Origin of the sequence: Pigmentiphaga sp. H8, assembly GCF_003854895.1 — a bacterium.
Taxonomy (GTDB): Bacteria; Pseudomonadota; Gammaproteobacteria; order Burkholderiales; family Burkholderiaceae_B; genus Pigmentiphaga.
On sequence record NZ_CP033966.1, the window covers coordinates 4,372,079 to 4,396,128 of the forward strand.

At 68.0% G+C, this 24,050-nt stretch carries 25 protein-coding genes and 1 tRNA gene; 14 read left to right on the plus strand and 12 right to left on the minus strand.

All coding sequences use genetic code 11. The features are described 5' to 3' along the window. Positions 1 to 9: 9 nt before the first annotated feature. From tolQ to EGT29_RS20655, 7 genes are all read left to right on the plus strand, one after another. A complete protein-coding gene (tolQ, locus tag EGT29_RS20625; protein WP_124690732.1) occupies positions 10 to 687 on the plus strand; it encodes a protein TolQ in 678 nt (225 codons plus the stop codon). Next, complete coding sequence (gene tolR, locus EGT29_RS20630) at positions 687 to 1,133, plus strand: protein TolR (RefSeq protein ID WP_124690733.1); 447 nt, start codon at positions 687 to 689, stop codon at positions 1,131 to 1,133. Before tolQ ends, tolR begins: the two co-directional genes overlap by 1 nt. A 6-nt stretch (positions 1,134 to 1,139) precedes the next feature. Continuing rightward, a complete protein-coding gene (gene tolA / locus EGT29_RS20635; RefSeq protein ID WP_124690734.1) occupies positions 1,140 to 2,102 on the plus strand; it encodes a cell envelope integrity protein TolA in 963 nt (320 codons plus the stop codon). Next, complete coding sequence (gene tolB, locus EGT29_RS20640) at positions 2,102 to 3,463, plus strand: Tol-Pal system beta propeller repeat protein TolB (protein ID WP_124690735.1); 1,362 nt, start codon at positions 2,102 to 2,104, stop codon at positions 3,461 to 3,463. Before tolA ends, tolB begins: the two co-directional genes overlap by 1 nt. A gap of 156 nt (positions 3,464 to 3,619) precedes the next feature. Next, the gene (locus tag EGT29_RS20645) at positions 3,620 to 4,156 is read left to right on the plus strand and encodes an OmpA family protein (RefSeq protein ID WP_124690736.1); all 537 of its coding nucleotides are present in this window, start codon (positions 3,620 to 3,622) and stop codon (positions 4,154 to 4,156) included. Positions 4,157 to 4,168: 12 nt separating this feature from the next. Next, positions 4,169 to 4,942 carry a tol-pal system protein YbgF gene (gene ybgF, locus EGT29_RS20650; protein ID WP_124690737.1) on the plus strand — a complete coding sequence of 258 codons (774 nt, stop codon included), beginning with the start codon at positions 4,169 to 4,171 and terminating at the stop codon, positions 4,940 to 4,942. A gap of 133 nt (positions 4,943 to 5,075) precedes the next feature. Continuing rightward, positions 5,076 to 5,152, plus strand: a tRNA-Lys gene (locus tag EGT29_RS20655). 96 nt (positions 5,153 to 5,248) lie between these two features. Here the strand turns inward: EGT29_RS20655 and EGT29_RS20660 are convergent. The 3 genes from EGT29_RS20660 to EGT29_RS20670 all read right to left on the minus strand — a co-directional run bounded on the left by EGT29_RS20660 (position 5,249) and on the right by EGT29_RS20670 (position 8,196). After that, positions 5,249 to 5,539: a hypothetical protein gene (locus EGT29_RS20660; protein WP_192901766.1), complete on the minus strand. Its 291-nt coding sequence runs from the start codon at positions 5,537 to 5,539 to the stop codon at positions 5,249 to 5,251. A 255-nt stretch (positions 5,540 to 5,794) separates the two neighbouring features. Then, the gene (locus EGT29_RS20665) at positions 5,795 to 6,742 is read right to left on the minus strand and encodes a tripartite tricarboxylate transporter substrate binding protein (RefSeq protein WP_238160483.1); all 948 of its coding nucleotides are present in this window, start codon (positions 6,740 to 6,742) and stop codon (positions 5,795 to 5,797) included. Positions 6,743 to 6,945: 203 nt separating this feature from the next. Beyond that, positions 6,946 to 8,196, minus strand: coding sequence for a LysR family transcriptional regulator (locus tag EGT29_RS20670; RefSeq protein WP_161567893.1), 1,251 nt, complete (start codon positions 8,194 to 8,196; stop codon positions 6,946 to 6,948). Between the two features lie 142 nt (positions 8,197 to 8,338). Here EGT29_RS20670 and EGT29_RS20675 point away from each other — a divergent pair, with 142 nt between their 5' ends. After that, positions 8,339 to 8,764 (plus strand): OsmC family protein, encoded by a 426-nt coding sequence (locus tag EGT29_RS20675; RefSeq protein ID WP_124690740.1) that lies wholly within the window; start codon positions 8,339 to 8,341, stop codon positions 8,762 to 8,764. Positions 8,765 to 8,991: 227 nt separating this feature from the next. Beyond that, a complete protein-coding gene (locus EGT29_RS20680) occupies positions 8,992 to 10,740 on the plus strand; it encodes a GGDEF domain-containing phosphodiesterase (RefSeq protein ID WP_161567894.1) in 1,749 nt (582 codons plus the stop codon). 12 nt (positions 10,741 to 10,752) lie between these two features. On the opposite strand, the gene EGT29_RS20685 is transcribed toward EGT29_RS20680, so the two are convergent. Further along, positions 10,753 to 11,622 (minus strand): proteasome-type protease, encoded by an 870-nt coding sequence (locus tag EGT29_RS20685; protein ID WP_124690742.1) that lies wholly within the window; start codon positions 11,620 to 11,622, stop codon positions 10,753 to 10,755. Between the two features lie 212 nt (positions 11,623 to 11,834). Here EGT29_RS20685 and gtdA point away from each other — a divergent pair, with 212 nt between their 5' ends. From gtdA to maiA, 3 genes are read left to right on the plus strand one after another with little or no spacing between them, the layout of a single operon-like run. Then, complete coding sequence (gene gtdA, locus EGT29_RS20690) at positions 11,835 to 12,887, plus strand: gentisate 1,2-dioxygenase (RefSeq protein WP_124690743.1); 1,053 nt, start codon at positions 11,835 to 11,837, stop codon at positions 12,885 to 12,887. Positions 12,888 to 12,924: 37 nt separating this feature from the next. Beyond that, a complete protein-coding gene (locus EGT29_RS20695) occupies positions 12,925 to 13,623 on the plus strand; it encodes a fumarylacetoacetate hydrolase family protein (protein WP_124690744.1) in 699 nt (232 codons plus the stop codon). Between the two features lie 16 nt (positions 13,624 to 13,639). After that, complete coding sequence (gene maiA / locus EGT29_RS20700) at positions 13,640 to 14,275, plus strand: maleylacetoacetate isomerase (RefSeq protein WP_124690745.1); 636 nt, start codon at positions 13,640 to 13,642, stop codon at positions 14,273 to 14,275. Between the two features lie 49 nt (positions 14,276 to 14,324). Here the strand turns inward: maiA and EGT29_RS20705 are convergent, their stop codons facing one another. Then, on the minus strand, positions 14,325 to 15,647 hold the full coding sequence (locus EGT29_RS20705; protein ID WP_124690746.1) for an aspartate aminotransferase family protein: 1,323 nt from the start codon (positions 15,645 to 15,647) through the stop codon (positions 14,325 to 14,327). A 62-nt stretch (positions 15,648 to 15,709) separates the two neighbouring features. Here EGT29_RS20705 and EGT29_RS20710 point away from each other — a divergent pair, with 62 nt between their 5' ends. Next, a complete protein-coding gene (locus EGT29_RS20710; protein WP_124690747.1) occupies positions 15,710 to 16,390 on the plus strand; it encodes a Fe2+-dependent dioxygenase in 681 nt (226 codons plus the stop codon). A gap of 20 nt (positions 16,391 to 16,410) precedes the next feature. Beyond that, complete coding sequence (locus EGT29_RS20715) at positions 16,411 to 17,526, plus strand: alpha-hydroxy acid oxidase (protein ID WP_124690748.1); 1,116 nt, start codon at positions 16,411 to 16,413, stop codon at positions 17,524 to 17,526. A gap of 6 nt (positions 17,527 to 17,532) precedes the next feature. Here the strand turns inward: EGT29_RS20715 and EGT29_RS20720 are convergent, their stop codons facing one another. The 7 genes from EGT29_RS20720 to EGT29_RS20750 form a co-directional block, all read right to left on the minus strand. Next, a complete protein-coding gene (locus EGT29_RS20720) occupies positions 17,533 to 18,513 on the minus strand; it encodes a tripartite tricarboxylate transporter substrate binding protein (protein WP_124690749.1) in 981 nt (326 codons plus the stop codon). A 186-nt stretch (positions 18,514 to 18,699) separates the two neighbouring features. Beyond that, positions 18,700 to 19,902, minus strand: coding sequence for a formaldehyde dehydrogenase, glutathione-independent (fdhA, locus tag EGT29_RS20725; protein WP_124690750.1), 1,203 nt, complete (start codon positions 19,900 to 19,902; stop codon positions 18,700 to 18,702). 67 nt (positions 19,903 to 19,969) lie between these two features. Continuing rightward, complete coding sequence (locus tag EGT29_RS20730; RefSeq protein ID WP_124692462.1) at positions 19,970 to 20,695, minus strand: alpha/beta fold hydrolase; 726 nt, start codon at positions 20,693 to 20,695, stop codon at positions 19,970 to 19,972. A gap of 8 nt (positions 20,696 to 20,703) precedes the next feature. After that, entirely contained in the window at positions 20,704 to 21,414 is a 711-nt protein-coding gene (locus EGT29_RS20735) for an ABC transporter ATP-binding protein (RefSeq protein WP_124690751.1), read from the minus strand. Continuing rightward, the gene (locus EGT29_RS20740; RefSeq protein ID WP_124690752.1) at positions 21,407 to 22,165 is read right to left on the minus strand and encodes an ABC transporter ATP-binding protein; all 759 of its coding nucleotides are present in this window, start codon (positions 22,163 to 22,165) and stop codon (positions 21,407 to 21,409) included. Before EGT29_RS20740 ends, EGT29_RS20735 begins: the two co-directional genes overlap by 8 nt. Then, positions 22,162 to 23,148 carry a branched-chain amino acid ABC transporter permease gene (locus EGT29_RS20745; protein WP_124690753.1) on the minus strand — a complete coding sequence of 329 codons (987 nt, stop codon included), beginning with the start codon at positions 23,146 to 23,148 and terminating at the stop codon, positions 22,162 to 22,164. The genes EGT29_RS20740 and EGT29_RS20745 overlap by 4 nt, the downstream gene beginning before the upstream one ends. A 2-nt stretch (positions 23,149 to 23,150) precedes the next feature. Further along, complete coding sequence (locus EGT29_RS20750) at positions 23,151 to 24,020, minus strand: branched-chain amino acid ABC transporter permease (protein ID WP_124690754.1); 870 nt, start codon at positions 24,018 to 24,020, stop codon at positions 23,151 to 23,153. Positions 24,021 to 24,050: the final 30 nt, after the last annotated feature.

Consider the following 24,050-nt stretch of genomic DNA (forward strand, 5'->3'; position numbering starts at 1 on the left):
GGACTCTGCATGAACGTCAACCAGGATATGTCCATCCTGTCCCTGATCACCCAGGCAAGCTTTACCGTCCAGTGCGTGATGGCCATCCTTGCCATCGTGTCGCTGATGTCCTGGACCTACATCTTCCGCAAGCACTTCGCCATCAAGCGCGCCAAGCAGCAGACCGAGCGCTTCGAGGCCGACTTCTGGTCCGGCGGCGACCTGAACATGCTGCACCAGGCGGTCACCACGCGGCGCGGCGAACAAGGCGCGCTGGCGCGCATCTTCGAGGCCGGCATGGCCGAATTCGTCAAGGGCCGCCAGAGCAAGCTGAGCGACGTCAACACGCTGCTGGACGGCTCCCGCCGCGCGATGCGGGCCGCCTACCAGCGCGAGATGGACTCGCTCGAATCCCACCTCGCCTTCCTGGCCTCCACCGGCTCCGTCAGCCCCTACGTCGGCCTGTTCGGCACGGTCTGGGGCATCATGCACGCCTTCCGCGGCCTGGCCAACGTCGAACAGGCCACGCTGGCCAGCGTCGCGCCCGGCATCGCCGAAGCGCTGGTGGCCACGGCCATCGGCCTGTTCGCCGCCATTCCCGCGGTGGTCGCCTACAACCGGTTCTCGCACGACATCGACCGGCTGTCCATCCGCTTCGACAGCTTCATCGACGAGTTCCTGAACATCCTGCAACGACAGGTGCGCTGATGCCCTCGAACCGCTCCAGCAACCGCGGCGGCCGAGGTGGGCGCCGCTCCATGAACGAGATCAACGTCGTCCCGTACATCGACGTCATGCTGGTGCTGCTGGTGATCTTCATGGTTACCGCGCCCATGATGTCGCCGGGCCTGATCGACCTGCCCACGGTGGGCAAGGCCTCGCAGGTACCGGTCAAGCCGCTCGAGATCATCCTGGCCGCCGACGGCAATGTCACCATCCGCGACCGCGAGCGCGGCGACAGCACGCCGCATGCCGTCCCGCGCAACGACCTCGCCCGCCTCGCGCGCGAACGCCAGTCCGAACATCCCGACCAGCCCGTCGTCATCTCCGCCGACCGCAAGGCGCAATACGAGTCCGTGCTGAAAGTCATGGACGACCTGCAGCGCCAGGGCGTCAAGCGGGTCGGCCTGCTGGTCAAGCAACAAGGCTCCTGATTGCCCATGGCGCCCAACGACCGATCCAACCGACCTCTCCGACGACCGCCGGAACCCGGCAAGTGGAAATCCTTCGGCCTGGCGGTGCTGATGCACGTGCTGCTGGCCGCCGCCCTGATCTTCAGCCTGGACTGGAACCGGCGCTCGCCGGGGCCGGTCCAGGCCGAACTGTGGACGGCGCTGCCCGCGCCCAACCAGCCCGAGCCGCCCACCCCCACGCCCGAACCGCAACCCGAGCCGATCAAGCCGCCCCCGCCACCGCCTCCGCCGCCTGAACCCAAGGTGACGCAGGAGAAGCCCGACATCGCCATCGAGCAGGAAAAGAAGCGCCGCGAGGCTGAACGGCGCGAAGCCGAGGAGCGCGAGGCCGAGCGCAAGCGCGAACTGCAAAAGCTGGAAGAGAAGAAGCTGGCCGACAAGCGCGCGCAAGAAAAGAAGGAAGCCGAACAGCGCGAAGCCGACAAGAAAAAGGCCGACCAATTGGCCGCCGACAAGGCCGCCGCCGAGAAGAAAGCCGCGGCCGACAAGGCTGCCGCAGACAAGAAGGCCGCTGCCGACAAGAAGGCCCAGGCCGAGCGCGACCGCAAGCTGCGCGAAGCCTTCCGCAACGACACCGCCCGCGCGGCTGGCCTGGAAGGCGGCCGCGAGGGCGGCACCGCCAACCGCAACCAGGCGGGCGGCGGCGGGGGCGACCCCGGCTATGCGGACCTGGTGCGCGCTTGCATCAAACCCGGAGTCATTTATAGTGCAAGTGGCAGTTCCTCCGGCGGGAACCCCACAGCCGTGTTCCGGGTCCAGTTGCTACCCACCGGGGACCAGGCGGGCGCGCCGCGCCTCGTCCGCTCCTCCGGCGTCCCGGCTTTCGATCGCGCGGTCGAGACCGGTATCCGGCGTTGCGACCCCTTCCCGCGGCCGTCTTCCGGCCGGTACGAGTCCAACATAGAAGTTCAATATCGGATGTTCGACTGATGACATTTGCAAATCCCGCTTTCCCCCCCTCGTCCGCCCTGTCCGGCAGCGCTCGCCTGCGTGACCTCGGCAGCCGGCTAGGACGGCGGCTCCTGCAATGCGCCGCGGCGCTGGCCGCGACGGCCTTCGCCCTGGGCGCCGCCCCGGCCCGCGCCCAGCTCACCGTCCAGATCTCGGGCGCCGGCGCCAACCAGTATCCGGTGGCCATCGCCAACTTCGAGTCGGCCGATCCGCAGGGCAAGGCGATCGCGGAAATCATCCGCGCCGACCTGAACCGCACCGGCCTGTTCCGCATCATCGATGCCGGCGACACCCCGCTGTCGGACTCGGCCGTCATCGGCTTTGCCGCCTGGAAGACCCGCGGCGCCGACGCGCTGGCCGTGGGCAGCGTGCAACGCACCAGCGACGGCCGCTACGACGTTCGCTATCGCCTGGTCGACACGGTCAAGCAGGCCCAGATCGACGGCGTGGCCTTCGCCTCGGGCGCCAATGAAATGCGTCGCACCGCGCACCAGATCGCCGACCGCATCTACGAGAAGCTGACCGGTGATCGTGGCATTTTCGCAACACGCATCGCCTACGTGCTCAAGCGCGACAACATCTACGAATTGCAGATCGCCGACGCCGACGGCCAGAACGCCCAAACGGCCCTGCGCTCGCGCGAGCCCATCATCTCGCCCTCCTGGTCGCCCGACGGCACCCGCCTGGCCTATGTAAGCTTCGAATCGCGCAAGCCTGTTGTGTATGTGCACACTATCACCACGGGCCAACGGATACCGGTTGCCAATTTCAAGGGCAATAACAGCGCCCCGGCGTGGGCGCCCGATGGCAACCGCCTGGCGGTCGTTTTGACCCGCGACGGCCTGTCCCAGCTGTACATGCTGAACGCCGACGGCTCGGGCCTGCGCCGGCTGACCCAGTCTCCCGGCATCGATACGGAACCCACTTTCACGCCCGATGGCCGCGGCATTCTGTTCACCAGCGACCGTGGCGGCAGCCCGCAGATCTACCGGCTGAACGTGGACAACAATCAAGTCGAGCGCGTCACGTTCAAAGGGACTTACAATATTTCTCCCCAGTTGTCGCCTGATGGCAAAACCTTGCTGTACGTCACCCGCCGCGCCGGCTTCCAGATAGCTTCCCTAGACCTCGCCACCGGTAATGAGCTCGTCCTCACCAACGGCGGCCGGGACGAATCCCCCAGCTTTGCCCCCAACGGAAAGATGATTCTTTATGCAACATCGCAGTCCGGCCGCGGTGTGCTGGCTGCGGTTTCGAGCGACGGTCGCGTTACCCAGACTCTGTCGGTGCTCAACGGTGACGTACGCGAACCCACCTGGGGGCCTTTCCTGAACAATTGATTACCTGAAAAGGGCCCCGCTGTCGCGGCGCCGCATCGTTGTCACGTCTTGCAACCTTGCGCGCCGTGGGGCTCATGTGACACTTTAGGATCACGTTTCGGTCTGGTCATCGTCTTTTCCAACCCACTATCGTCCCTCGGAACCCAAGGAAAAATCATGTCTACTCGTGCATTCAAAATGTTCGTCGTGGCGAGCGTTGTCGCGGTAGTCTCGGCTTGCAGCAGCCCCGTCAAGCTCGATGAGAGCAGCAACGTCCCGGTCGAAGACCGCTCCGGCCAGAACACCGGCGCCAACCCCAACGGCGTCGCCCGCGTCGACACCACCCAGCAGGGCCTGGATCCGCTGAACGATCCCAAGGGCGTGCTGGCCCAGCGTTCGGTGTACTTCGACTTCGACAGCTACGTGGTCAAGGACCAGTACCGTCCCATCGTCGAAAACCACTCGCGCTTCCTGAACAACAACCGCAACCGCAAGGTCGTGATCGAAGGCAACACCGACGACGTCGGCAGCAGCGAATACAACCTGGCCCTGGGCCAGCGCCGTTCCGAAGCCGTGCGCCGCATGATGGTGCTGCTGGGCGTGCGCGACGACCAGGTCGAAGCCATCAGCTTCGGCAAGGAAAAGCTCAAGTCCACCGGCACGGATGAAGCCTCGCGCGCCGAGAACCGCCGCGCCGACATCGCCTACCGCTAAGGATCCGCCCTCATGACGCTCCGCACTTCCCGCCTCCGGCTGCTGGCCGCCACCGCCTGCATCGGCGCCAGCTTGACGGGTTTCTCGGCCCACGCGGCCCTGTTCTCCGACGACGAGGCGCGCCAGGCCATCATCGACCTGCGCAAGGAAGTGCGCGAGCGGTCCGACCAGCAAGGCCGCAAACTGACCGACGACCTGGCCCAGAGCCAGCGCAGCCAGTTGCAGCTTGCCTCGCAGATCGAGCAGTTGCAGCAGGAAATCGCCCGCCTGCGCGGTCAGATCGAAATTCTGACCAAGCAGGTGGCCGACACCCAGCAAGCCCAGAAAGACATCTACCTGGACCTCGACACGCGCCTCAAGCGCCTCGAACCCCAGACGGCCTCGATAGACGGCCAGCAGGCCACCGTGGGCGCCGACGAGAAGCGCGCCTATGACGCCGCCATCGACCTGTTCCGCAACGGCAACTACGCCGACGCCATCCCCGCCCTGTCGAACTTCGTCCGCCAGTACCCCCAGAGCCCGTACGCGCCCGCCGCGCAGTTCTATGTCGGCAGCAGCCACTACGCGCTCAAGGACTACAAGGCGGCCATCACGCAGCAGCAGGCGCTGGTCAAGAACTTTCCCTCCAACGTCCGCGCGCCCGACGCGCTGCTGGTCATCGCCGGCAGCCAGGTCGAACTGAACGACAGGCGCGGTGCGCGCACCACGCTCGAACGCATCGTACGCGACTATCCCGGCGTGCCCGCCGCGCAGACCGCGAAGGATCGTCTCGAACTGCTGAAGTGACGCGATACCCGCTCAAATGAAAAAGGCCGGATATACCGGCCTTTTTCATTTGACAAAGAGTCTTTGGGTTGCCATAATTTTGGGCTTCGGGTCGCAAGTTCAGTTGATCGAACAGCGAACTCCGTGAGTACGTGGGGTGGTAACTCAGTTGGTTAGAGTATCTGACTTTTAATCAGAGAGTCGAGGGTTCGAGTCCCTCCCACCCTACCAACCATCCTCGGATGGTTGCCATGAAGCCTCCCAGAGCGGAGGCTTTTTTTTGCCGCCGCGCGGCCGGTATCTTGCTTGCGGACCAGCGGTGCGCGGCTACTCGTTCGTGACCGCCTTCGGATGCAGCCGCAGCGTCGCCTGCGAACCTCCGGCCTGGCCCCCATACGGACGCATGGCCCGCACGTCGGTCACGTTCTCGATGCCTTCTTCCTTGACCCGCTTCAGGAAGCTGACCCGCTCGCGGTAGTACTCCGCGTACATGATCGCATCGCGAACCCGCTGCTCGGCGCGATACAGCGCCAGCCGCGCCTCGTTCAGCGCCTTTTCTGCTTCTCTTTCCGGGGTCGGGGCGTGACTCAGTACCCACCTACGAAGCCACTCGAGCATCATGCCCTCCATTTGAAGTGAGGTTGGGCAAAGCTTAATCCATGGCCTTCGCTGCCAGCCGATTTTCGCGAATGTTTTACCTTCTCAGATGTAACGCTTTCCACCGACGCCCAGGCAGACCGCTGGCGCGGGCCGATCTATCGCGGCTCCCGCGTCATCGGGTGACAGCGGCATGACGGCAGGCGTATCGGCAACGCAACAAGGGCCCGACGCGAACACGCCGGGCCCTTGGTCCTGTCGTTGCGGAAAGAACGATCAATCCACCTTGACGCCGCCCTTCTCGATCACCGGCCGCCAGCGGGCGATCTCGGCGTTGATCAGTTTGGCAAAGACCTCGGGCGGGTTGGGCGTGGCCTCGGCGCCTTCGCTGGCCAGACGTTGCTCGATCTCGGGCGACGACAGGGACTGGTTGATCTGCTTGTTCAGCTTGGCCACCACTTCGCGCGGCGTGCCCGCCGGCGCGACCACGCCATACCACTGGTCCGCCTCGAAGCCCGGATAACCGCTCTCGGCCACGGTGGGCACGTCGGGCAGCATCTTCACGCGCTGGGGCGAGGATACCGCGATCGGCCGCAGTTGGCCGGCCTTGATCTGCGCGATCACCGCGGGCACGCCGGTAAACATGACCTTGATGTGGCCGGCGACGAGATCGTTGACCGCTGGCGCGGTGCCCTTGTAGGGCACGTGCTGCATGCTCGCCCCGCTTTGCAGCTTGAGGTATTCGGTGGCGATGTGGGCGGCGCTGCCGTTACCGCCGGATCCGTAGTTGATCGCGTCGGGGTGGGCCTTGGCATAGGCGACCAGTTGCTGCAGGCTCTTCGCCTGGACCGAGGGATGCACCACCAGCACGTTGGGAACGCGCGCCACCCAGGCTACGGCGGCGAAGGCCTTGATCGGGTCATAAGGCAGCTTGGTGTACAGCGAAGGAGTCACGGCCAGCGTGCCGATGTGGCCCATCAACAGCGTGTAGCCGTCGGCGGGCGCCTTGGCGACCTTGTCCGCGCCTATGCTGCCGCCGGCGCCCGGCACGTTCTCGACCACCACTGCCTGGCCCCAGGCCTGGTTCAGTTGCTGGCCGATGGTGCGTCCCAGGATGTCGGTGGACCCACCCGGCGTGAAAGGCACCACCAGACGCAATGGCCGATTCGGATAATTGGCGGCGGCATCCTGCGCGTGGACCGCGCTGGTGGCCGCGCAGGCCATGATGGCCGGGACCGTCAGAAAAATCGTTGCGCGCAAGCTATTCCACATGTCGTGGTCTCCCCTGTTTTCTTGTCGTTTCCACCGGCCGTGCATCGCGTGAAGCCGCCACGCAGCGCCGGAGGTTTTCCTTGCCGGGCAGTATACGAACTGCACCCCTGCCGATGCGAGCCCAGCCTTGCGTGTTGGGGATCCTGCGTTGCGTTCTACTTATCGATGGGCGTGAAAATGGCCTCCGCCGCCGCCTGGCGCAAGGCCGCCATGGCGGCCAGGCAGGCCGACGACGCCAGGGCGTCCCGCCGCTGGGTGATGCCGATGCCGCGCTCCGTGCCGGCCAGGGGACCGCATGCATGGACCAGCAGGCCGGCCGCCACCTCCGCCCTGACCTGCAGCGGCGAGACCAGCGCCACGTGGTCGCCCGACAGCAGGACGGACCGCACCACCGCCGTGCTGTGGGCCTGCATGGAAACGCCGGGCATGGGGATGCCCGCCTGCGCGAACAGGTGGTCGAACACCCGCTGCGCGGGCGTGCCGGGCAAGGGCCCGACCCAGGGATAGGCCGCCAGCTGGCGCAGCGAGGGACGCCGGCGGCGCGCCAGCAGCGGATGGCCGGCACGCACGACCGCGACGAAGCGATCGATGAACAACACCTCTTCGACGAAGTCGGCCGCCAGCGCGGCTCCGCGCAGGGGACCGACCATGAAATCGATGTCGGCGGCGCGCAGCATCTCGGTCAGCGCTTCGTAGGTGCCGCCCTTGATGGTCAGGGAAATATCGGACTCGGCGCCGATCGCGAGCGCGGCCGCGCGCGGCACCAGCACGTCGCCCGTCATGGGCAGCGAGCCTATCGATACGCGACGCCCGCCCAGGCCTCGCCAGCGTGCCAGTTCCTCGTGGCCGATGCGGATCTCGGCCACGGCCCGGCGCGCGTGCAGCAGCAGCCAGCGGCCCGATTCGTTCAGCCGCGTGCCGATCCGCGTGCGCTCGAACAACGGCAGCTTGGCCAGGTGCTCGAGCCGGCGCAGCGCCTGGTGCAGCGCCGACTGGGAAATGCCCAGCGCATCCGCCGCGGCGCCTTCGGTGGCATGGTCGGCGCGCAAGGCCAGCGCCGCCAGCGAGGTGTCGCCGACCAGTCGCGGCAGCGCCATGACCGACGCCGGCGCGCCGCGCAGCCGCAGCCCTTCCGCGGCCGCGCGCAGCAAGGCCATTGCGCGCGCGACCCGCAGCGCCAGGACTTCGCCCGCCGGCGTGGCGGCCATGCCTCGCGCGCCACGGTCGAACAGGCGTATGCCCAGCAGCGACTCCGCCTCCTGGATGGCCCGCGTCACGGACGAGGCGGACTGGTGCAGCGCCAGCGCGGCCGGGGTCACGCCGCCTGCCTGCGCCACCGCGGCGACCGCGCGCAGCACGCGCAGCGGCACGGCGGCCCGCGTGTCCGCCGCGGCGTTCCGCGTCATGTCCGTTCGTGTTCCGTGCATCGCGTGGATTGTAGTTTGACAGCCCCACGCCTCAAGGCGTTACAGCCGCTTGCGATTCCCTCCCGGCCCGCGCCGGCCGCCCGGCGTTAAGCTGGACGGCTCTGTCAACCAGGAGGCATTCATGAAGAAATCGGCTTCGGCCGTCTGGAAAGGCGGCATCAAGGATGGCAAGGGCACGCTCAGCACCGAGAGCGGCGTGCTGTCGCAAACGCCCTACAGCTTCCATACCCGCTTCGAGGGCGGCAAGGGCACCAATCCCGAGGAACTCATAGGGGCGGCCCACGCCGGCTGCTTCTCGATGGCCCTGTCCGCCGAGCTGGGCAAGGCGGGCATGACGGCGGAAAGCATAGCGACCACGGCCACGGTCACGCTGGACAAGGTGGGCGATGGCTTCTCGATCACGGCGGTCCACCTGGACGTGGAGGCCGCCATTCCCGGCGCCGCCCAGGCCGCCTTCGAGGCAGCCGCCAACGCGGCCAAGGCGGGCTGCCCGGTGTCCAAGCTGTTTAACGCGCAGATCACGATGGATGCCCGGCTGAAAGCCTGAGGCCGGGCCGGCCTTCCCGCTGCCCCCCCGAGGGGGCGTTTTTTGCCTTGGGGCGGCCCGGCGGCGACAAAAAGTCGCCCCCCCGAACGCGCCACCCCGGGAGATCCCTGAAAAGTCGTGGCGTAGCGCCATCATCGCCTGCCGCGCCGTGGCCGCTTGTGATTCAATAGATGCCGTGCCGGCGGGGCCGGCACGACAGAATGTCCTGGTCGTGGAGGAATGAGACCGTGCACAACGATGCGGGCACCACGACGGCGTGGTCCGCTCAGCAATGGACCGCCACCGCCTATCAATTGGCGATGCAGTCGGCTCCCTGCGGCATATTCATGTGCGATGCGCATGGCGTGTTTACCATGGTGAATCCCGCCTACGAGCGCATCACCGGCTATTCCGCCGGCCAGTTGATCGGCAAGCTGCGTTTCGACGCGCTTCACGACCCGTCCGAACTGGCGCTGCGCCAGGGCGAACTGGCCTCGCCGCCGGTGCGCGACATCGTCGGCCTGCACCCCGACTCCGAAATGATCGCCAGCCAGGGGGCGGAAGCCGACTGGACCTATATGCGCCGCAACGGCGCCCGCGTCACCGTCACGCTGGCCCTGAGCCGGTTGACCCAGGCCGATGGCCAGACCGCCGGCTACGTGGGCACGGTCTTCGACAACTCCCGCCGCCCCCGCAATGGCCTGCAGCTCTGGCACCTGCTGCACCACGATCCCCTGACGGGCCTGCCCAACCAGGAATTGCTGGAAGAGCGCCTGGGGCTGGCGCTGGAACGCGCGAAAAACGGCAGCGATCCGGTCCTGCTGGTACTGCTGGAGCTGGACAACCTGCGCAAGCTGCGCGACACCCTCGGCCATGCCGCCGCCGACACCGCCATCAAGCAGGTGGCGTCCCGCCTGAAGCGCCTGTGCGGCGACGAGCACGTGCTCGGACTGATGCGCGGCTCGCTGTTCGTCATGATCTCCACCGGCCGCAACACGCTGTCCGTCGAGCGCGAGACCGCGCTGATGGCGGAAGTCTCGCGGCCCATCCCGTTCGCCTCGGCAACGCTGCACGTCACCGCCAGCATCGGGGTCAGCTCCCATCCCACGGCCGGCAACGATGCCAGGGCCCTGCTGCAGCGCGCCCTGCTGGCCCTGCACGCGGCCAGCCGCAGCGGCGGCGGCACCGCCCGCCATTTCGATTTCGGCATGCAGACGCAGTCGGCGCGCCGCAACCATCTCGAGACGCTGCTGCGCGAGGCGGTGGAAACGCGCCAGTTCTCGCTGGCCTACCAACCGCAGGTCGACCTGGGCACCGGCCACATCACCCGCGCCGAGACCCTGCTGCGCTGGCAGCACCCGCGGCTGGGCGCCGTCGGTCCCTCCGAGTTCGTCCCCATGGCCGAAGACCTGGGCCTGATGGACGAACTGGGCGCCTGGGTGATCGACACCGCCTGTCAGCAGGCCGTGCGCCTGCACGCCAAGTTCGGCCAGTCGCCGTGCATGGCGATCAATATCTCTCCCACGCAGTTGCGCGACCGCAAGCTCTACGGCGTGGTCGCCTCCGCCCTCGAACGCTGGCATCTGCCGCCGGGCTGCCTGGAACTCGAGATTACCGAGGGGCTGCTGCTGGACAATACCCGCCAGGTCTCGGACACGCTGCAAAGCCTGCGCAAGCTGGGCGTGGCTATCGCGATCGACGACTTCGGCACCGGCTATTCCAGCTTCGCCTACCTGGCGCGCTTCCCGGTCAACCGCATCAAGATCGACCGCTCGCTGGTACGCGCGATCTCGTCGGTCAAGAACGGCGACGCCATCATCAGCGCCATCATAGGCATGGCCCACGCGCTGGGCATCAAGGTCACCGCCGAAGGCGTGGAGACCGCCGCCCACGCCCGCCGGCTGGGCGAACTGGGTTGCGACGAAGCGCAGGGGTTCTGGTTCTCGCGGCCGCTGACCGCCCAGGCGCTGGAAAACGCGCTGACGCCCATCGCCTAGGGGGAACAGGCCCTAGTCCGGCCCGGGCTGACGCCCCGGCGACTGCGCCAGGGTCTGTGCCAGGGCGGGCTCGTGCACCGACTTGTAGGGCCCGTGCCCCGGCGCCAGCGGCGGCTCGGAGCGCATCGGCGACTTGCCGTGGGGCAGCGCCGAAACCGGCGCCCACTGCGGGTCGGGAATCTCGGCGAACACCTGCCGGAGCCGCTCGCCCCACGACGAATGGATCATCCGGAAGTAGTCGTTGTCGTGGTCGATCAGCGCGAACTTGGTCACGCGCAGGCTGTCCTTCTCGTACACCAGCAGGTCCAGCGGCAGGCCGACCGACACATTCGAGCGCAGCGTGGAATCCATCGAGATCAGCGCGCACTTGGCCGCCTCGTCCAGCGGCATCGACGGCGTCAGCACCCGGTCCAGGATGGGCTTGCCATACTTGGCCTCGCCGATCTGGAAATACGGGCTCATGGTCGAAGCCTCGATGAAGTTGCCCGCCGCGTAGATCTGGAACAGCCGCATGGGCTGCCCCCGGATCTGGCCGCCCAGCAGGAAGCTGCAATTGAACTCGATGTTGAAATCGTTCAGCGCGCTGCCGTGCATGCGGTGGACCTCGCGCACCGCCCGCCCCACCAGGCAAGCCGCCTCGAACATGTCGGGCACGTTCCATGGCGTGGACAGGTCCGGGTCGGACGGCTGCGACAGGAGCTGCGCGACCGACTGGGTCAGCGCCAGGTTGCCCGCCGTCAGCAACACCATGACGCGCTCGCCGGGCTGCTCGAACACGGTCATCTTGCGGAAGGTGCTGACGTGGTCCACGCCCGCGTTGGTACGCGTGTCCGCCAGGAACACCAGCCCCTGGTCCACGCGCGTCGCCACACAATAGGTCATAGGGGGCTCACGCTGGTCGGCATCATCGACGATTCTAGTCCCGGCCCTCCGGTTGGTGCATGGATGAGCCGGCCTACATGCCGCAAGCCATATTTTTATTGATATGGTTGATAAGATAATTTCATATCGATTTGCATACCTCGACGCATACAATGGCCGAAACCACGGCTGCGGGGGCACTCCGCGCCATTCCGCCAGACACGGAGACATCCATGCTCGACAAGACCGCTCCCGATGCCGCGCGCCGCGACTACTACGACCGCATCGCGCAGAAGAACCTGAGCCCCCTCTGGGAATCCCTGCATACCCTCGTCCCGCCCCAGCCGCAGCCGCAGTGCGTGCCCGCGATCTGGAAATACGAGAAGCTGCGCGCCGACGTCATGGAGTCGGGCTCCATCATCAGCGCCGAGGAAGCCGTGCGCCGGGTACTGATCCTGGAGAACCCCGGCCTGAAAGGCCAGTCGGCCATCACCCAGACGCTGTACGCGGGCCTGCAGCTGATCCTGCCCGGCGAGATCGCCCCCAGCCACCGCCACACCCAGTCCGCCCTGCGCTTCATCGTCGAAGGCAAGGGCGCCTACACGGCGGTCAACGGCGAACGCACCACCATGCATCCCGGCGACTTCATCATCACGCCGTCCTGGACCTGGCACGACCACGGCAACCCCACCGAGGCCGAAGGCGGCGAGCCGGTGGTCTGGCTCGACGGCCTGGACATCCCGCTGCTGCGCTCGCTGGACGCCGGCTTCGCCGAAAACTACCCCGAGGCCTCGCAGCCCGTCATGCGCCCCGAGGGGGACAGCTTCGCCCGCTACGGCTACAACATGGCGCCGGTGCGCCACACCTTCAGCGGCACGTCCTCGCCCATCTTCAACTATCCCTACGAACGCTCGCGCGAGGCCCTCGACCAGCTGGCGCGCCGCGGCGAACTCGACCCCTGGGACGGCGTCAAGCTGCGCTACGTGAACCCGGCCACCGGCGGCTACCCCATGCCCACCATGGCGACCTTCATGCAGTGGCTGCCGGCCGGCTTCCAGGGCAAGACCTACCGCACCTCGGACTCCACCGTGTTCAGCGTGGTCGAAGGCCAGGGCAGCGTGCGCATCGGCGACGAAGTCTTCCAGTTCGGGCCGCGCGACGTATTCTCCGTGCCGCCCTGGAAACCGGTGCAACTGGCCGCGCTCGAAGACGCGGTGCTATTCAGCTATTCTGATCGTCCGGTGCAGGCCGCGCTGGGGCTGCTGCGCGAAGAGCGCGTCGCCTGATCCCTTTTCCCATCCCTCCACCAAAGGTTACCCGCCCATGTCGTACGTCTTCCAACCCGAAGCGGTCACCGCGCTGCCCGTCGTCGGCAGCAACGAACAATTCCCCGTGCGCCGCGTCTACTGCGTCGGCCGCAACTACGCCGCCCACGCGCGCGAAATGGGCTTCGATCCCGACCGCGAACCGCCGTTCTTCTTCTGCAAGCCTGCCGACGCCGTGGTGGCCGTGCCCTACGGCACGACCCTGGACCTGCCCTACCCGTCCGAGACCTCGAACTTCCACTACGAGATCGAACTGGTCGCCGCCATCGGCAAGGCCGGCTCCAACATCCCGGTCGAACAGGCGCTGAGCCACGTCTGGGGCTACGCCGTCGGCCTGGACATGACCCGCCGCGACCTGCAGATCAAGATGCGCGAAGTCGGCCGCCCCTGGGAACTCGGCAAGGCCTTCGACCAGAGCGCGCCCACCGCGCCGCTGCACAAGGCCGCCGACGTCGGCGACATGGACAAGGCCGAGCTGTGGCTCAAGGTCAACGGCCAGGACAAGCAGCGCAGCGACACCTCCAAGCTGATCTGGTCGATCGCGGAAACGGTGGCCTACCTGTCCAAGTACTTCCGCCTGGAACCGGGCGACCTGATTTTCACGGGCACCCCCGAAGGCGTGGGCCCCGTGGTCAAGGGCGACCTGATGGAAAGCGGCGTGGCCGGCCTGGGCGAACTGAAGGTCCGCGTGGTCTGAGGCCGGACGAGCCGATATGGAACTCTATAGCTTCTTCAACAGCTCGACCTCGTACCGGGTCCGCATCGCGCTGGCGCTCAAGGGCCTGGCCTACGAGTACCACGGCGTCAACATCCGCAAGCTGGAGCACCGCGCGGCGGACTACGTGGCCAGGAACCCCTCGGCCAATGTCCCGCTGCTGGTCGACGGCGAAGTGCAACTGGGGCAGTCGCTGGCCATCCTCGACTACCTCGACGCCACCTATCCCGAGCCGCGCCTGATCCCGCAGGACAAGATGCAGCGCGCCCGCGTGCTCGAGGTCTCGCTGGCCATCGCCTGCGACATCCATCCGGTCAACAACCTGCGCATCCTGAAGTACCTCACCGACGTCATCGGCGTCACCGAGGAACAGAAGAAGGCGTGGTACGACCACTGGATCCAGGACGGCCTGGCCGCCGTCGAACGCCTGCTCCAGGCCCACGGCTCCGGTCCCTACTGCTTCGGCGACGCCCCCACGCTGGCCGACTGCTGCCTGGTCCCCCAGGTCGGCAACGCCCAGCGCATGGGCTGCGACACCTCGGCCTACCCCCGGGTGATGGCCGTGTACGAGCACTGCCAGCAGCAGCCCGCGTTCCAGCAGGCCGTGCCGGCGAAGCAGCCGGACTATAGCTGACCCCCCTACGCGCTGGCGGACCGGCAAAGCCGGATCCGCTGCGCCCTGGTTAGCCCACGGCATCCAGCGCCGTCTTCACCACGGAAAACAGCACGCCTATCTGCTCCTCGTCGATGATGAGCGGCGGCGAGAACGCCAGGATGTCCCCGGTGAACCGCACCAGCACCCCTGCCTTCAGGCAGGCCAGGAACGCCTCGTAGGCCCGCGCCCCCGGCTGCCCCGCGCGCGGTTCCAGTTCGATCGCCGCCGCCATCCCGATGTTGCGGATGTCCTTCACGTGCGGCGCTCCCCGCAGGCCGTGAACCGCCGACTCGAACACCGGCTCCAGACTCGCGGCGCGCGCGAACAGCCCTTCCTTCTCGTACAGGTCCAGCGTGGCCACCGCGGCCGCCGCCGCGGCGGGGTGCCCCGAATAGGTGTAGCCGTGGAAAAGCTCGATCGCGTTGCCCGGCCCCGCCGCCATGATCGTGTCGTGGATCTCCCGCGATATCGCCACCGCGCCCATCGGAATGGCGGCATTGTTGATCCCCTTGGCCATCGTCAGCAGGTCCGGCGTCACCCCGAAGCGCTGCGCCGCGGTGGCCGCGCCCAAGCGGCCGAAGGCGGTGATCACTTCATCGAAGATCAGCGGAATGCCGTGGCGCGTGCATAGCTCGCGCAAGCGCTCCAGGTAGCCGAGCGGCGGCACGAGCACGCCCGCCGAGCCGGCCATGGGCTCGACGATCACCCCCGCCACCGTCGAAGGATCGTGCAAGGCCAGCAAGCGCTCCAGTTCGTCGGCCAGGTGCGCGCCCCAGGCCGGCTGCCCGCGCGTGAACGCCGCCTCGGCGAGGTTCAGCGTGGCCGGCAGATGGTCCACGCCCGGCATCAGGTTGCCCGCATAGGCCTTGCGGTTGGTACCGATACCGCCCACCGACATGCCGCCGAACCCCACGCCGTGATAGCCCCGCTCGCGGCCGATGAAGCGCATGCGCTGGCCTTCGCCGCGCGCCCGGTGGTAGGCCAGCACGATCTTGAGCGCGGTATCGACCGACTCGGACCCCGAGTTCGTGAAGAAGATACGGTCCAGCCCCGCCGGCATCAGCGCGGCCAGCCGCCGCGCCGCCTCGAAGGCCAGCGGATGCCCCATCTGGAAAGGCGGCGCATAGTCCAACCCGCGCATCTGCCCGTGCACGGCCTCGATGATTTCCTCGCGCCCGTGTCCGGCGTTGCAGCACCACAGGCCGGCCGTGCCGTCCAGGATCCGCTGGCCGTCGGCGTCGGTGTAGTACATGCCCTTGGCCGACACCAGCAGCCGGGGTGCGGCCTTGAACTGGCGATTGGCGGTGAAGGGCATCCAGAGGGATTGCAGGTCGGGCATATCGGCGGGCATGCGGGGCTCCTGGTTGGGCGGCAAGGGTAAACTTGCCGGGATACTCACGAGGATACTCCGCCATGATGTTGACCCTTCCCGACGTGCTGACGGCCGAGCAGGTGACACGCTGCCGGCAGGCGCTGGCGGGTGCCGCCTGGGTCGATGGCCGCGCCACGGCCGGGCACATGGCGGTCCACGCCAAGCACAACCAGCAACTGGCCAATGACGATCCGCTGGGCGCGCAACTGGGCAACCAGATCCTGGACGCGCTGGGCGCCAACCCGCTGTTCATTTCCGCCACGCTGCCGCTGAAGGTGCTGCCACCGGCCTTCAACCGCTACGAAGGTGGCGGCAACTACGGCAACCACATCGACAACGCCATCCGCAGCCTGCCCGGCAGCGCCCACCGCGTGCGCACCGACATCTCGGCCACCCTGTTCCTGACGCCGCCGGAAGACTACGACGGCGGCGAACTCGTGGTCGAGGACACCTACGGCGCCCACCGCGTCAAGCTGCCCGCCGGCCACCTGGTGATCTATCCCGGCACCAGCCTGCACCGCGTCACCCCCGTGACCCGCGGCGCCCGTGTCTCGGCCTTCTTCTGGGTGCAAAGCCTGGTGCGCGACGAGACGCAACGCGAAACGCTGTACCGCATGGACACGGCCATCCAGCAACTGTCCCGCGAAGTCCCCGGCAGCGACGCCGTGGTCCAGCTGACCGGCATCTATCACAACCTGCTGCGGCAATGGTCGCAGACCTGAGCGGGCGCCCCGGAGCCGACATGCCCCTGCCCCCCCTGACGCAGATTCCCCCGCAGATCGCCGCCGTGGCCGACTACGAGGACTACGCGCGGGAACGCATGAGCGACGCCGCCTGGGCCTACCTGTCGGGCGGCGCTGCCGACGAACACACGCTGCGCGCCAACCGCGAGGCCTATGCGCGCGTACGCATACAGCCGCGCGTGCTGCGCGACCTGACGGGCGGCGGCACCGGGCTCGAGCTGCTGGGCACGCCGCTGCCCTTCCCCATCCTGCTGGCCCCGGTGGCCTACCAGAAACTGGTCCATCCGCAGGGCGAACTGGCCAGCGTGCTGGCGGCATCCGCCATGAAGACGGTCATGGTGGCCAGCACGCAGGCGAGCGTCGGACTCGAGGACATGGCGCGCACGGCCGAAGCGCCGCTGTGGTTCCAGCTTTATTTCCAGCGCGAGCGCGACGACACCCTGCGGCTGGTCCGGCGCGCCGAGGCGGCTGGCTATCGCGCGCTGGTGGTCACGGTGGATGCGCCGGTCAACGGCGTGCGCAACCGCGAACAGCGCCAGGGCTTCGGGCTGCCCCCGGACGTCGAGGCTGTCAACCTGCGGGGCATGCGCCCCATGGCGGGCGCGGTGGCGCGGGCCGGGGAAAGCGCCATCTTCGGCGGCGGCACGCTGGACGGCGCGCCGTCGTGGGACGACATCGCCTGGCTGCGCTCGGCCACCCGGCTGCCCCTGGTGCTCAAGGGCATCCTGGCGCCGGCCGATGCCCGGCTGGCGATCGATGCCGGCGCGGCCGCCATCGTCGTGTCCAATCACGGCGGCCGCGGCCTGGACACGCTGCCCGCCACGCTGGAGGCCCTGCCCTGGATCGCCGCCGAAGTGGGTGGCCGCCTGCCGGTCCTGATGGACGGCGGCATCCAGCGCGGCACCGACATATTCAAGGCGCTGGCGCTGGGCGCCAGCGCCGTGATGGTGGGCCGGGGCTACGTGCATGGATTGGCGGCGGCCGGCGCCGTGGGCGTCATCCACGTGCTGCACATGCTGCGCACCGAGCTCGAGATCGCGATGGCCCTGGCCGGCTGCCGCACGCTGCGGGACATCGACCGCAACGCGCTCTGGCCCCACCCGGCCATCGCCTAGCACGCCTTACATCGGCTCGATGCCCGCGGCCTTCACGAGTTGGGCGTTCGACTCGATTTCATCCTTGATGTAGGCGTCGAACTTCTCGGGCGCCAGCACGAAGGCATCGGCGCCCACCGCGGCGAAGCGCGTCTTGACCTCTTCCGTGGCCAGGGCCTTGGCCACTTCGGCCTGCAGCTTGTTGACGATGGGGCGCGGCGTCCTGGACGGCACCATCATGCCTATCCAGAAGTTGAACTCGGACCCCGGTACGCCCGCTTCCGCCGTGGTCGGCACGTCGGGCAGGATGCTGGAGCGGCGCGGCGATCCCACCGCCAGCGGCACCAGGTGGCCTTCCTTGATCTGGCCGATGACCGGCGCCACGGGCGAGAAGTAGTAGTCGACCCGGCCGCTGATGACTTCGGACACGGCCTCGGGCGAACCCTTGAAGGGAATGTGCGTGGCGTCGATCTTGGCCTGCAGCCGGAAGCGCTCGGCGTTCAGGTGCGTGGCGCTGCCGGTGCCCGACGACGCGTAGTTGAGCGTGCCCGGGCGGCTGCGCGCGGTGGACAGCAGTTGCGACAGCGACTTGATGTTCTTGGACGGTGCGATCACCAGCACGTTGGGCAGCGTCGAGATCGGCGTCACGCCCGCGAAGTCCTTCACCGTATCGAACGGCAGCTTGGCGAAGGTGGAGGGATTGACCGTATGCGACGAGGAGTGGATCAGGATCGTGTAGCCGTCGGGCGCGGCCTGGGCGACCTGGGCCGCGCCTATGGTGCCGCCGGCCCCGGCGCGGTTCTCGACCACCACCGTCTGGCCCAGGCTGGCGCCGAGCTTGTCGCTGATGGCGCGGGCGATGATGTCGGTCGTGCTGCCCGCCGTGAACGGCACGATCACGCGGATGGGCTTGGTGGGGTAGGCGGCATCCTGGGCGCCGGCCGGCGCGTGGGCCAGGGCGATCAGGCACGATACCGGAGCGAGTGCTGCGGCGCGGACGAAGTTCATGGTTGTCTCCTGGTGCGGTGTCTTTTATACGCATGCAACCGGTGCGGCGCGAACACGGGATCCCGTCGCTCGCGCTTAATTCACGTTTTGGTGAATTGCAGGAGAATAATGAAACACGGCGCCCCCAACGTCAATCGTTGGTGGGCGCCGCGGGCCTCGGTACATTCCCTAGGATGGGGGAGACGATCAGGCAGCCTTCGGCAACTGCCCGTGCGGATCGATGACGAATTTCTTGGGTACGCCGGCATCGAACTCGGCATAGCCCTTGGGCGCCTCGTCCAGCGTGATGACTTCCACGCCGACGACCTCGGCGATCTTGATGCGGTCCCACAGGATGGCCTGCATCAGCGCGCGGTTGTACTTCATCACCGGCGTCTGGCCCGTGAAGAAGCTGTGCGACTTGGCCCAGCCCAGGCCCAGGCGGATGCTGAGCGAACCCTGTTGGGCGGCCCTGTCCACGCCGCCGGGATCGTCCGTCACGTACAGGCCGGGAATGCCGATCTTGCCGGCGGCGCGCGTGACCTCCATCAGCGAATTGAGCACGGTGGCCGGCGCCTCGTGGCGGGCGCCCTCGTGTCCATGGCCGCGGGCCTCGAAGCCCACCGCGTCGACCGCGCTGTCCACTTCGGGCACGCCCAGGATCTGGGCGATCTGGTCACCCAGCGAGGCATCCTTCGACAGGTCCACGGTTTCGAAGCCCACCTTGCGCGCATGCACCAGCCGCGCGGGATTCACGTCGCCCACGATGACCACCGCCGCGCCCAGCAGGCGGGCCGATGCGGCGGCCGCCAGGCCGACCGGTCCGGCGCCGGCCACGTAGACCGTACTGCCCGGCCCCACGCCCGCCGTGACCGCCCCGTGATAGCCGGTGGGCAGGATGTCCGACAGGCAGGTCAGGTCGCGGATCTTGGCCAGGGCCTGGTCGCGGTCGGGGAATTTCAGCAGGTTGAAGTCGGCGTACGGCACCATGACGTACTCGGCCTGCCCGCCTATCCACCCGCCCATGTCCACGTAGCCGTACGCGCCGCCGGCGCGCGAGGGATTCACGTTCAGGCAGACGCCGGTCTGCTGTTCCTTGCACAGCCGGCAGCGGCCGCATGCCACGTTGAACGGCACCGAAACGATGTCGCCCTTCTTCAGGGTCTCGACGTCGCGCCCGGCCTCGAGCACCTCGCCGGTGATCTCGTGGCCCAGCACCAGTCCCGCCGGCGCGGTGGTCCGGCCGCGCACCATGTGCTGGTCCGAGCCGCAGATGTTGGTGGAAAGCACCTTGAGGATGACGCCATGCTCGATGGATTTGCCGGCCGGACTTACCAGTTCGGGGAAGGCGATGCCTTGCACCTCGACCTTGCCGGGACCTACGTAGACGACACCGCGATTGGACGACATGTGAGTCTCCTCAGTGATGACTTCGCGCCGCGGGCCGCGAGCCGGCCCCGCGCGAAGGGTTGCGAAATCAGTGGCGTACCTCCGCCCGCAGCCATTGCGCCAGGGCTTCGTTGACCGCGCCGGGTTGCTCCATCGTGGTCATGTGGCCGGCATCCTCGATGGCGGCCAGCGTCGCGCCCGGGATCTCGGCGGCCAGCGTCTCGTGGCGCGACAAGGGGCTCCAGGTGTCCTGCCGGCCGCACAGCACCAGCGTCGGGCAGGCGATGCCGGCCAGTTGGCCCGTGGCGTCGGGCCGGTTCAGCAGGGCGTGGATCTGCGCTTCGAACACCTCGGGAGTGCGGCGCTCGATCATGTCGAGCACGGCCTCGAACACCGGCCCGTCCAGCCGGTCGGGATGCACCATGCCGCGCGCCCAGATCCGCCCCATCTCGCGCATGCCCGATTCGCGCGCGGCCTTGAGCAGCGCCAGCCGCCCGGCGCGCTCGGACTCGCCCGCCACGCCCTTGGCCAGGCCCTGGTAGCCGGTGTCCATCAGCGCCAGGCGCAGCACCCGCTCCGGTGCGAGGCGCGTCACCTCCAGGGCGACACGGCCGCCCATGGAATGGCCGGCCAGGTTGAACCGGTCGGCGGGCGCGTGCCGCAGCACGTGCTCGGCCATCGCCGTCAGCGTATCCAGCATGCCGTAGTCCGGCACCTGACATGCGAACCGATCGCCGAAACGCGCGCGCTGGTCCTCCCAGACGGCGAAGTCGCACAGCAGGCCCGGCAGCAGCACCAGGGGCGGATTCGACAGACTGCTCATTACACTTCCTCCAAACCTATCAATGACGCCAGCCGCTCCGGATCGCCGCGCAGATCCGGGCTCGCGCCCTGCCAGACGATGCGTCCCCTATCCAGCACCACGGCGCGCTCGGTCAGGTCCAGCGCCAGTTCCGCATGCTGCTCGACCAGCACGATGGACAGCGCCCCGCCCTCGCGCAGCTTGCCGAACGCATCGACCAGGGCGTCGACGATCACCGGCGCCAGTCCCTCGAAGGGTTCATCCAGCAACAGCACCCTGGGGTTCCCGATCAGCGCACGGCCGATCGCCAGCATCTGCTGTTCGCCGCCCGACAACTGGTAGCCCAGGTTGCGCCGCCGCTGCGCCAGCCGCGGAAACAATTCGTACACCCGCTCCAGGGTCCAGGTCCCCGCCGTCGCCGCCACGGTCAGGTTCTCCTGCACGGTCAGCGACGGAAATATCTCCCGCTCCTGCGGCACCAGCCCCAGGCCCTTGCGCGCGCGCACGTGCGCCGGCCAGGCGGCGATGTCCTGGCCCACGTAGCGCACGCTGCCGCCATGCACCGTGTTCAGCCCCAGCACGGTGGTCAGCAGCGTGGTCTTGCCCACGCCGTTGCGGCCCAGCAGCGCCAGCGCCTCGCCTGCGTCCACGTGCAGCGACACGTCCTCCAGCACCACGGTCTCGCCATAGCCGGCGCTCAGGTCGCGCAGTTCCAGTACCCGCTCAGTCATGATGCCCCCGCTTGCCCAGGTAGACGTCGCGCACGCGCGGATCCGTCCGGACCTCGTCCACGCTGCCCTCCAGCAGCACCGCCCCCTCGACCAGCACGGTGATGCGCCGCGCGAAGCGGAATACCAGGCTCATGTCGTGTTCGATCACCAGCACGGCCACGTCCTGCGGCAGGCGCTCCAGCAGTTCGAACAGGCGCTTGCCCTCGGTCGACGGCACCCCGGCCACCGGCTCGTCCAGCAGCAGCACCCGCGGCTTGAGCGCCAGGGCCAGCGCGATCTCGATCTGGCGGCGCTGGCCGTAGGCCAGCTCGCTCACCCGCCTGCCCGCCAGGTCGAGCAGCCCCAGTTCGCGCAGGCACTCCACGGCTTCGTCGACGAACGCCGGGCGCGCCGGCAGCGGCCGTCCGATGCGGCCGTCCAGGCCGCGATGCGCGGACAGCGCCAGGCCGATGTTCTCGGCAACGGTCAGGTGATTGAACAGCGAATTGATCTGGAAGGTGCGCGCCAGCCCGAGCTTGACGCGCTGCTCGGCCGGCATGGCGGTGACGTCCCGTCCTTCCAGCAGGACCTTGCCGGCATTGGGCCGGATCACGCCGGTGATCTGGTGCACCAGTGTGCTCTTGCCGGCGCCGTTGGGGCCGATCAGCGCGTGCCGGGCGCCCGCTTCCAGCGTCAGGTTCACGTCGCGGGTCACGCTCAGCGCGCCGTACTGCTTGCACAGGCCCACGAGCTGCAGCGGAGGGGTGCTCATTGCGTGCCCTCCTTGTTCGTCCACCGGGCCAGGCAGCCGGACAATCCGGTGGGCGCGAAGCGCACGACGACGATCAGCAGCACGCCCAGCGCCGCCAGCCAGTTGGTCGGGTCCAGCGCCGCCGCGCGGTCGGCCAGCAGCATGAAGACGATGGCGCCCAGGAAGGCGCCGTAGAGCCGGCCGGTGCCGCCCAGCGCCAGCATGACCAGCACGTTGGCCGACATGGTGAAGCCCAGGCTGTCCAGCCCGACGATGTTGTTGACCTGCGCCGACAGCGCGCCCGCGGCCCCGCCCAGCGCGGCCGAGATGGCATACAGCGTCAGCAGGCGCCGGCGTACCGGCACCCCCAGCAGCGCCATGCGCGTCGGGTTCTCGCGCACGCCCTGCGCCGTGAGGCCCAGCGGCGAGCTGACCAGGAACTTGCAGAAGGCGTAGACCAGCACCAGCACGGCCAGCGCGTACCAGTAGGCGGTGCGGCCTTCGATGTCGAACTGGAACAGGCCCAGCACCGGGGCCACCGAATAGCCGGTCAAGCCGTCGTCGCCCATGGTGAGCGGCTTGGCCACGTTGGCCAGCTCTAGCAGCAGCGTCGCGCAGACCAGGGTCAGCATGATCTGGGTCAGGCCCGCGGTGCGCAGCACGGCCAGGCCGGACAGCAGGCCCACGACGGCGGCCGCCGCCATGCCCACGAACAGGCCCGAGATCGGCTCGGACGAGACGTGCATGGCGTACAGGCCGGCGGCATAGGCGCCGGTGCCGAAGAAGGCCGCGTGGCCCAGGGTCTCGATGCCACCGTAGCCTTGCGCGATGTCCAGCGACAGCGCGAACACGATCATGATCAGCACGGCGGTGGCCAGGGCCAGGTACAGGTCGGCCAGGAAGAAGGTCGCGACCGCCGCGCCCAGCAGCACCAGGTCCAGCAGGTTGTAGCGATGGCGCGAGAACGCGCGCGCGACGGATGAGTTCAGGGAAGGTGTCGTCATGATCAATTCGCCACGAGGCCACGGGGGCGCACCAGCAGGATCGCCAGCACCGCCAGATAGATCACGAAAGCGCCCAGCGCGGGCAGGTAGTAGCGGCCCAGCGTATCGATCAGGCCCAGCAGCAGCGCCGCGTACAGCGATCCGCGCAGGCTGCCCAGGCCGCCCACGGCCACCACGATCATCACGATGACCAGGTACTTCAGGCCATAGTACGGTTCCAGCGGCAGCATGGGGCTGCCCAGCGCGCCGCCCACCGCGGCCAGCCCGCAGCCGATGGCGAACGTGGCCGAGAACACCGCCGGCACGTTGATGCCCACGCAGCGCGCCATGCGCTGGTTATCGACCGCGGCGCGCAGGCGGGCGCCGAAGGCCGTGCGTTCGATGCCCAGCCACAGCGCGAAGGCGACGACCGCGCTGGCGCCGATCAGGAAGGCGCGATAGACCGACAGCGTGAGCGGGCCCACGCTGAAATTGCCCTGCAGCGAAGGCGGCAGCGGCAGGGACTGCAGCTGCGTGCCGGCCAGGTTCTTGACGATGGCCGTGATGATGAAGGTCAGGCCGATGGTCATCAGCAGCTGGCCCAGTCCGTGGGTGCCGTAGACCCAGCGGTACAGCGTGCGTTCAAGCAGCGCGCCGATGGCCATCGTGGCCAGGACCGCCAGCGGCACGGCCAGGAAGAAATGCACGCCCGCGCGCTGGATGAACCAGAGCGCGATGTAGCCTCCGATCATGGCGAAGGCCGAATGGGTCAGGTTGACCACGCGCATCACGCCCAGCGTGATGGTCAGGCCGACCGATATCAGGAACAGCATCATGCCGTAGGCGATACCGTCCACGGCAAGGCTGAGGAAAGTGGCGAGCGTCGAAGTCATGCGTCATCCGGCGCGAGGAAGAAGGGAACG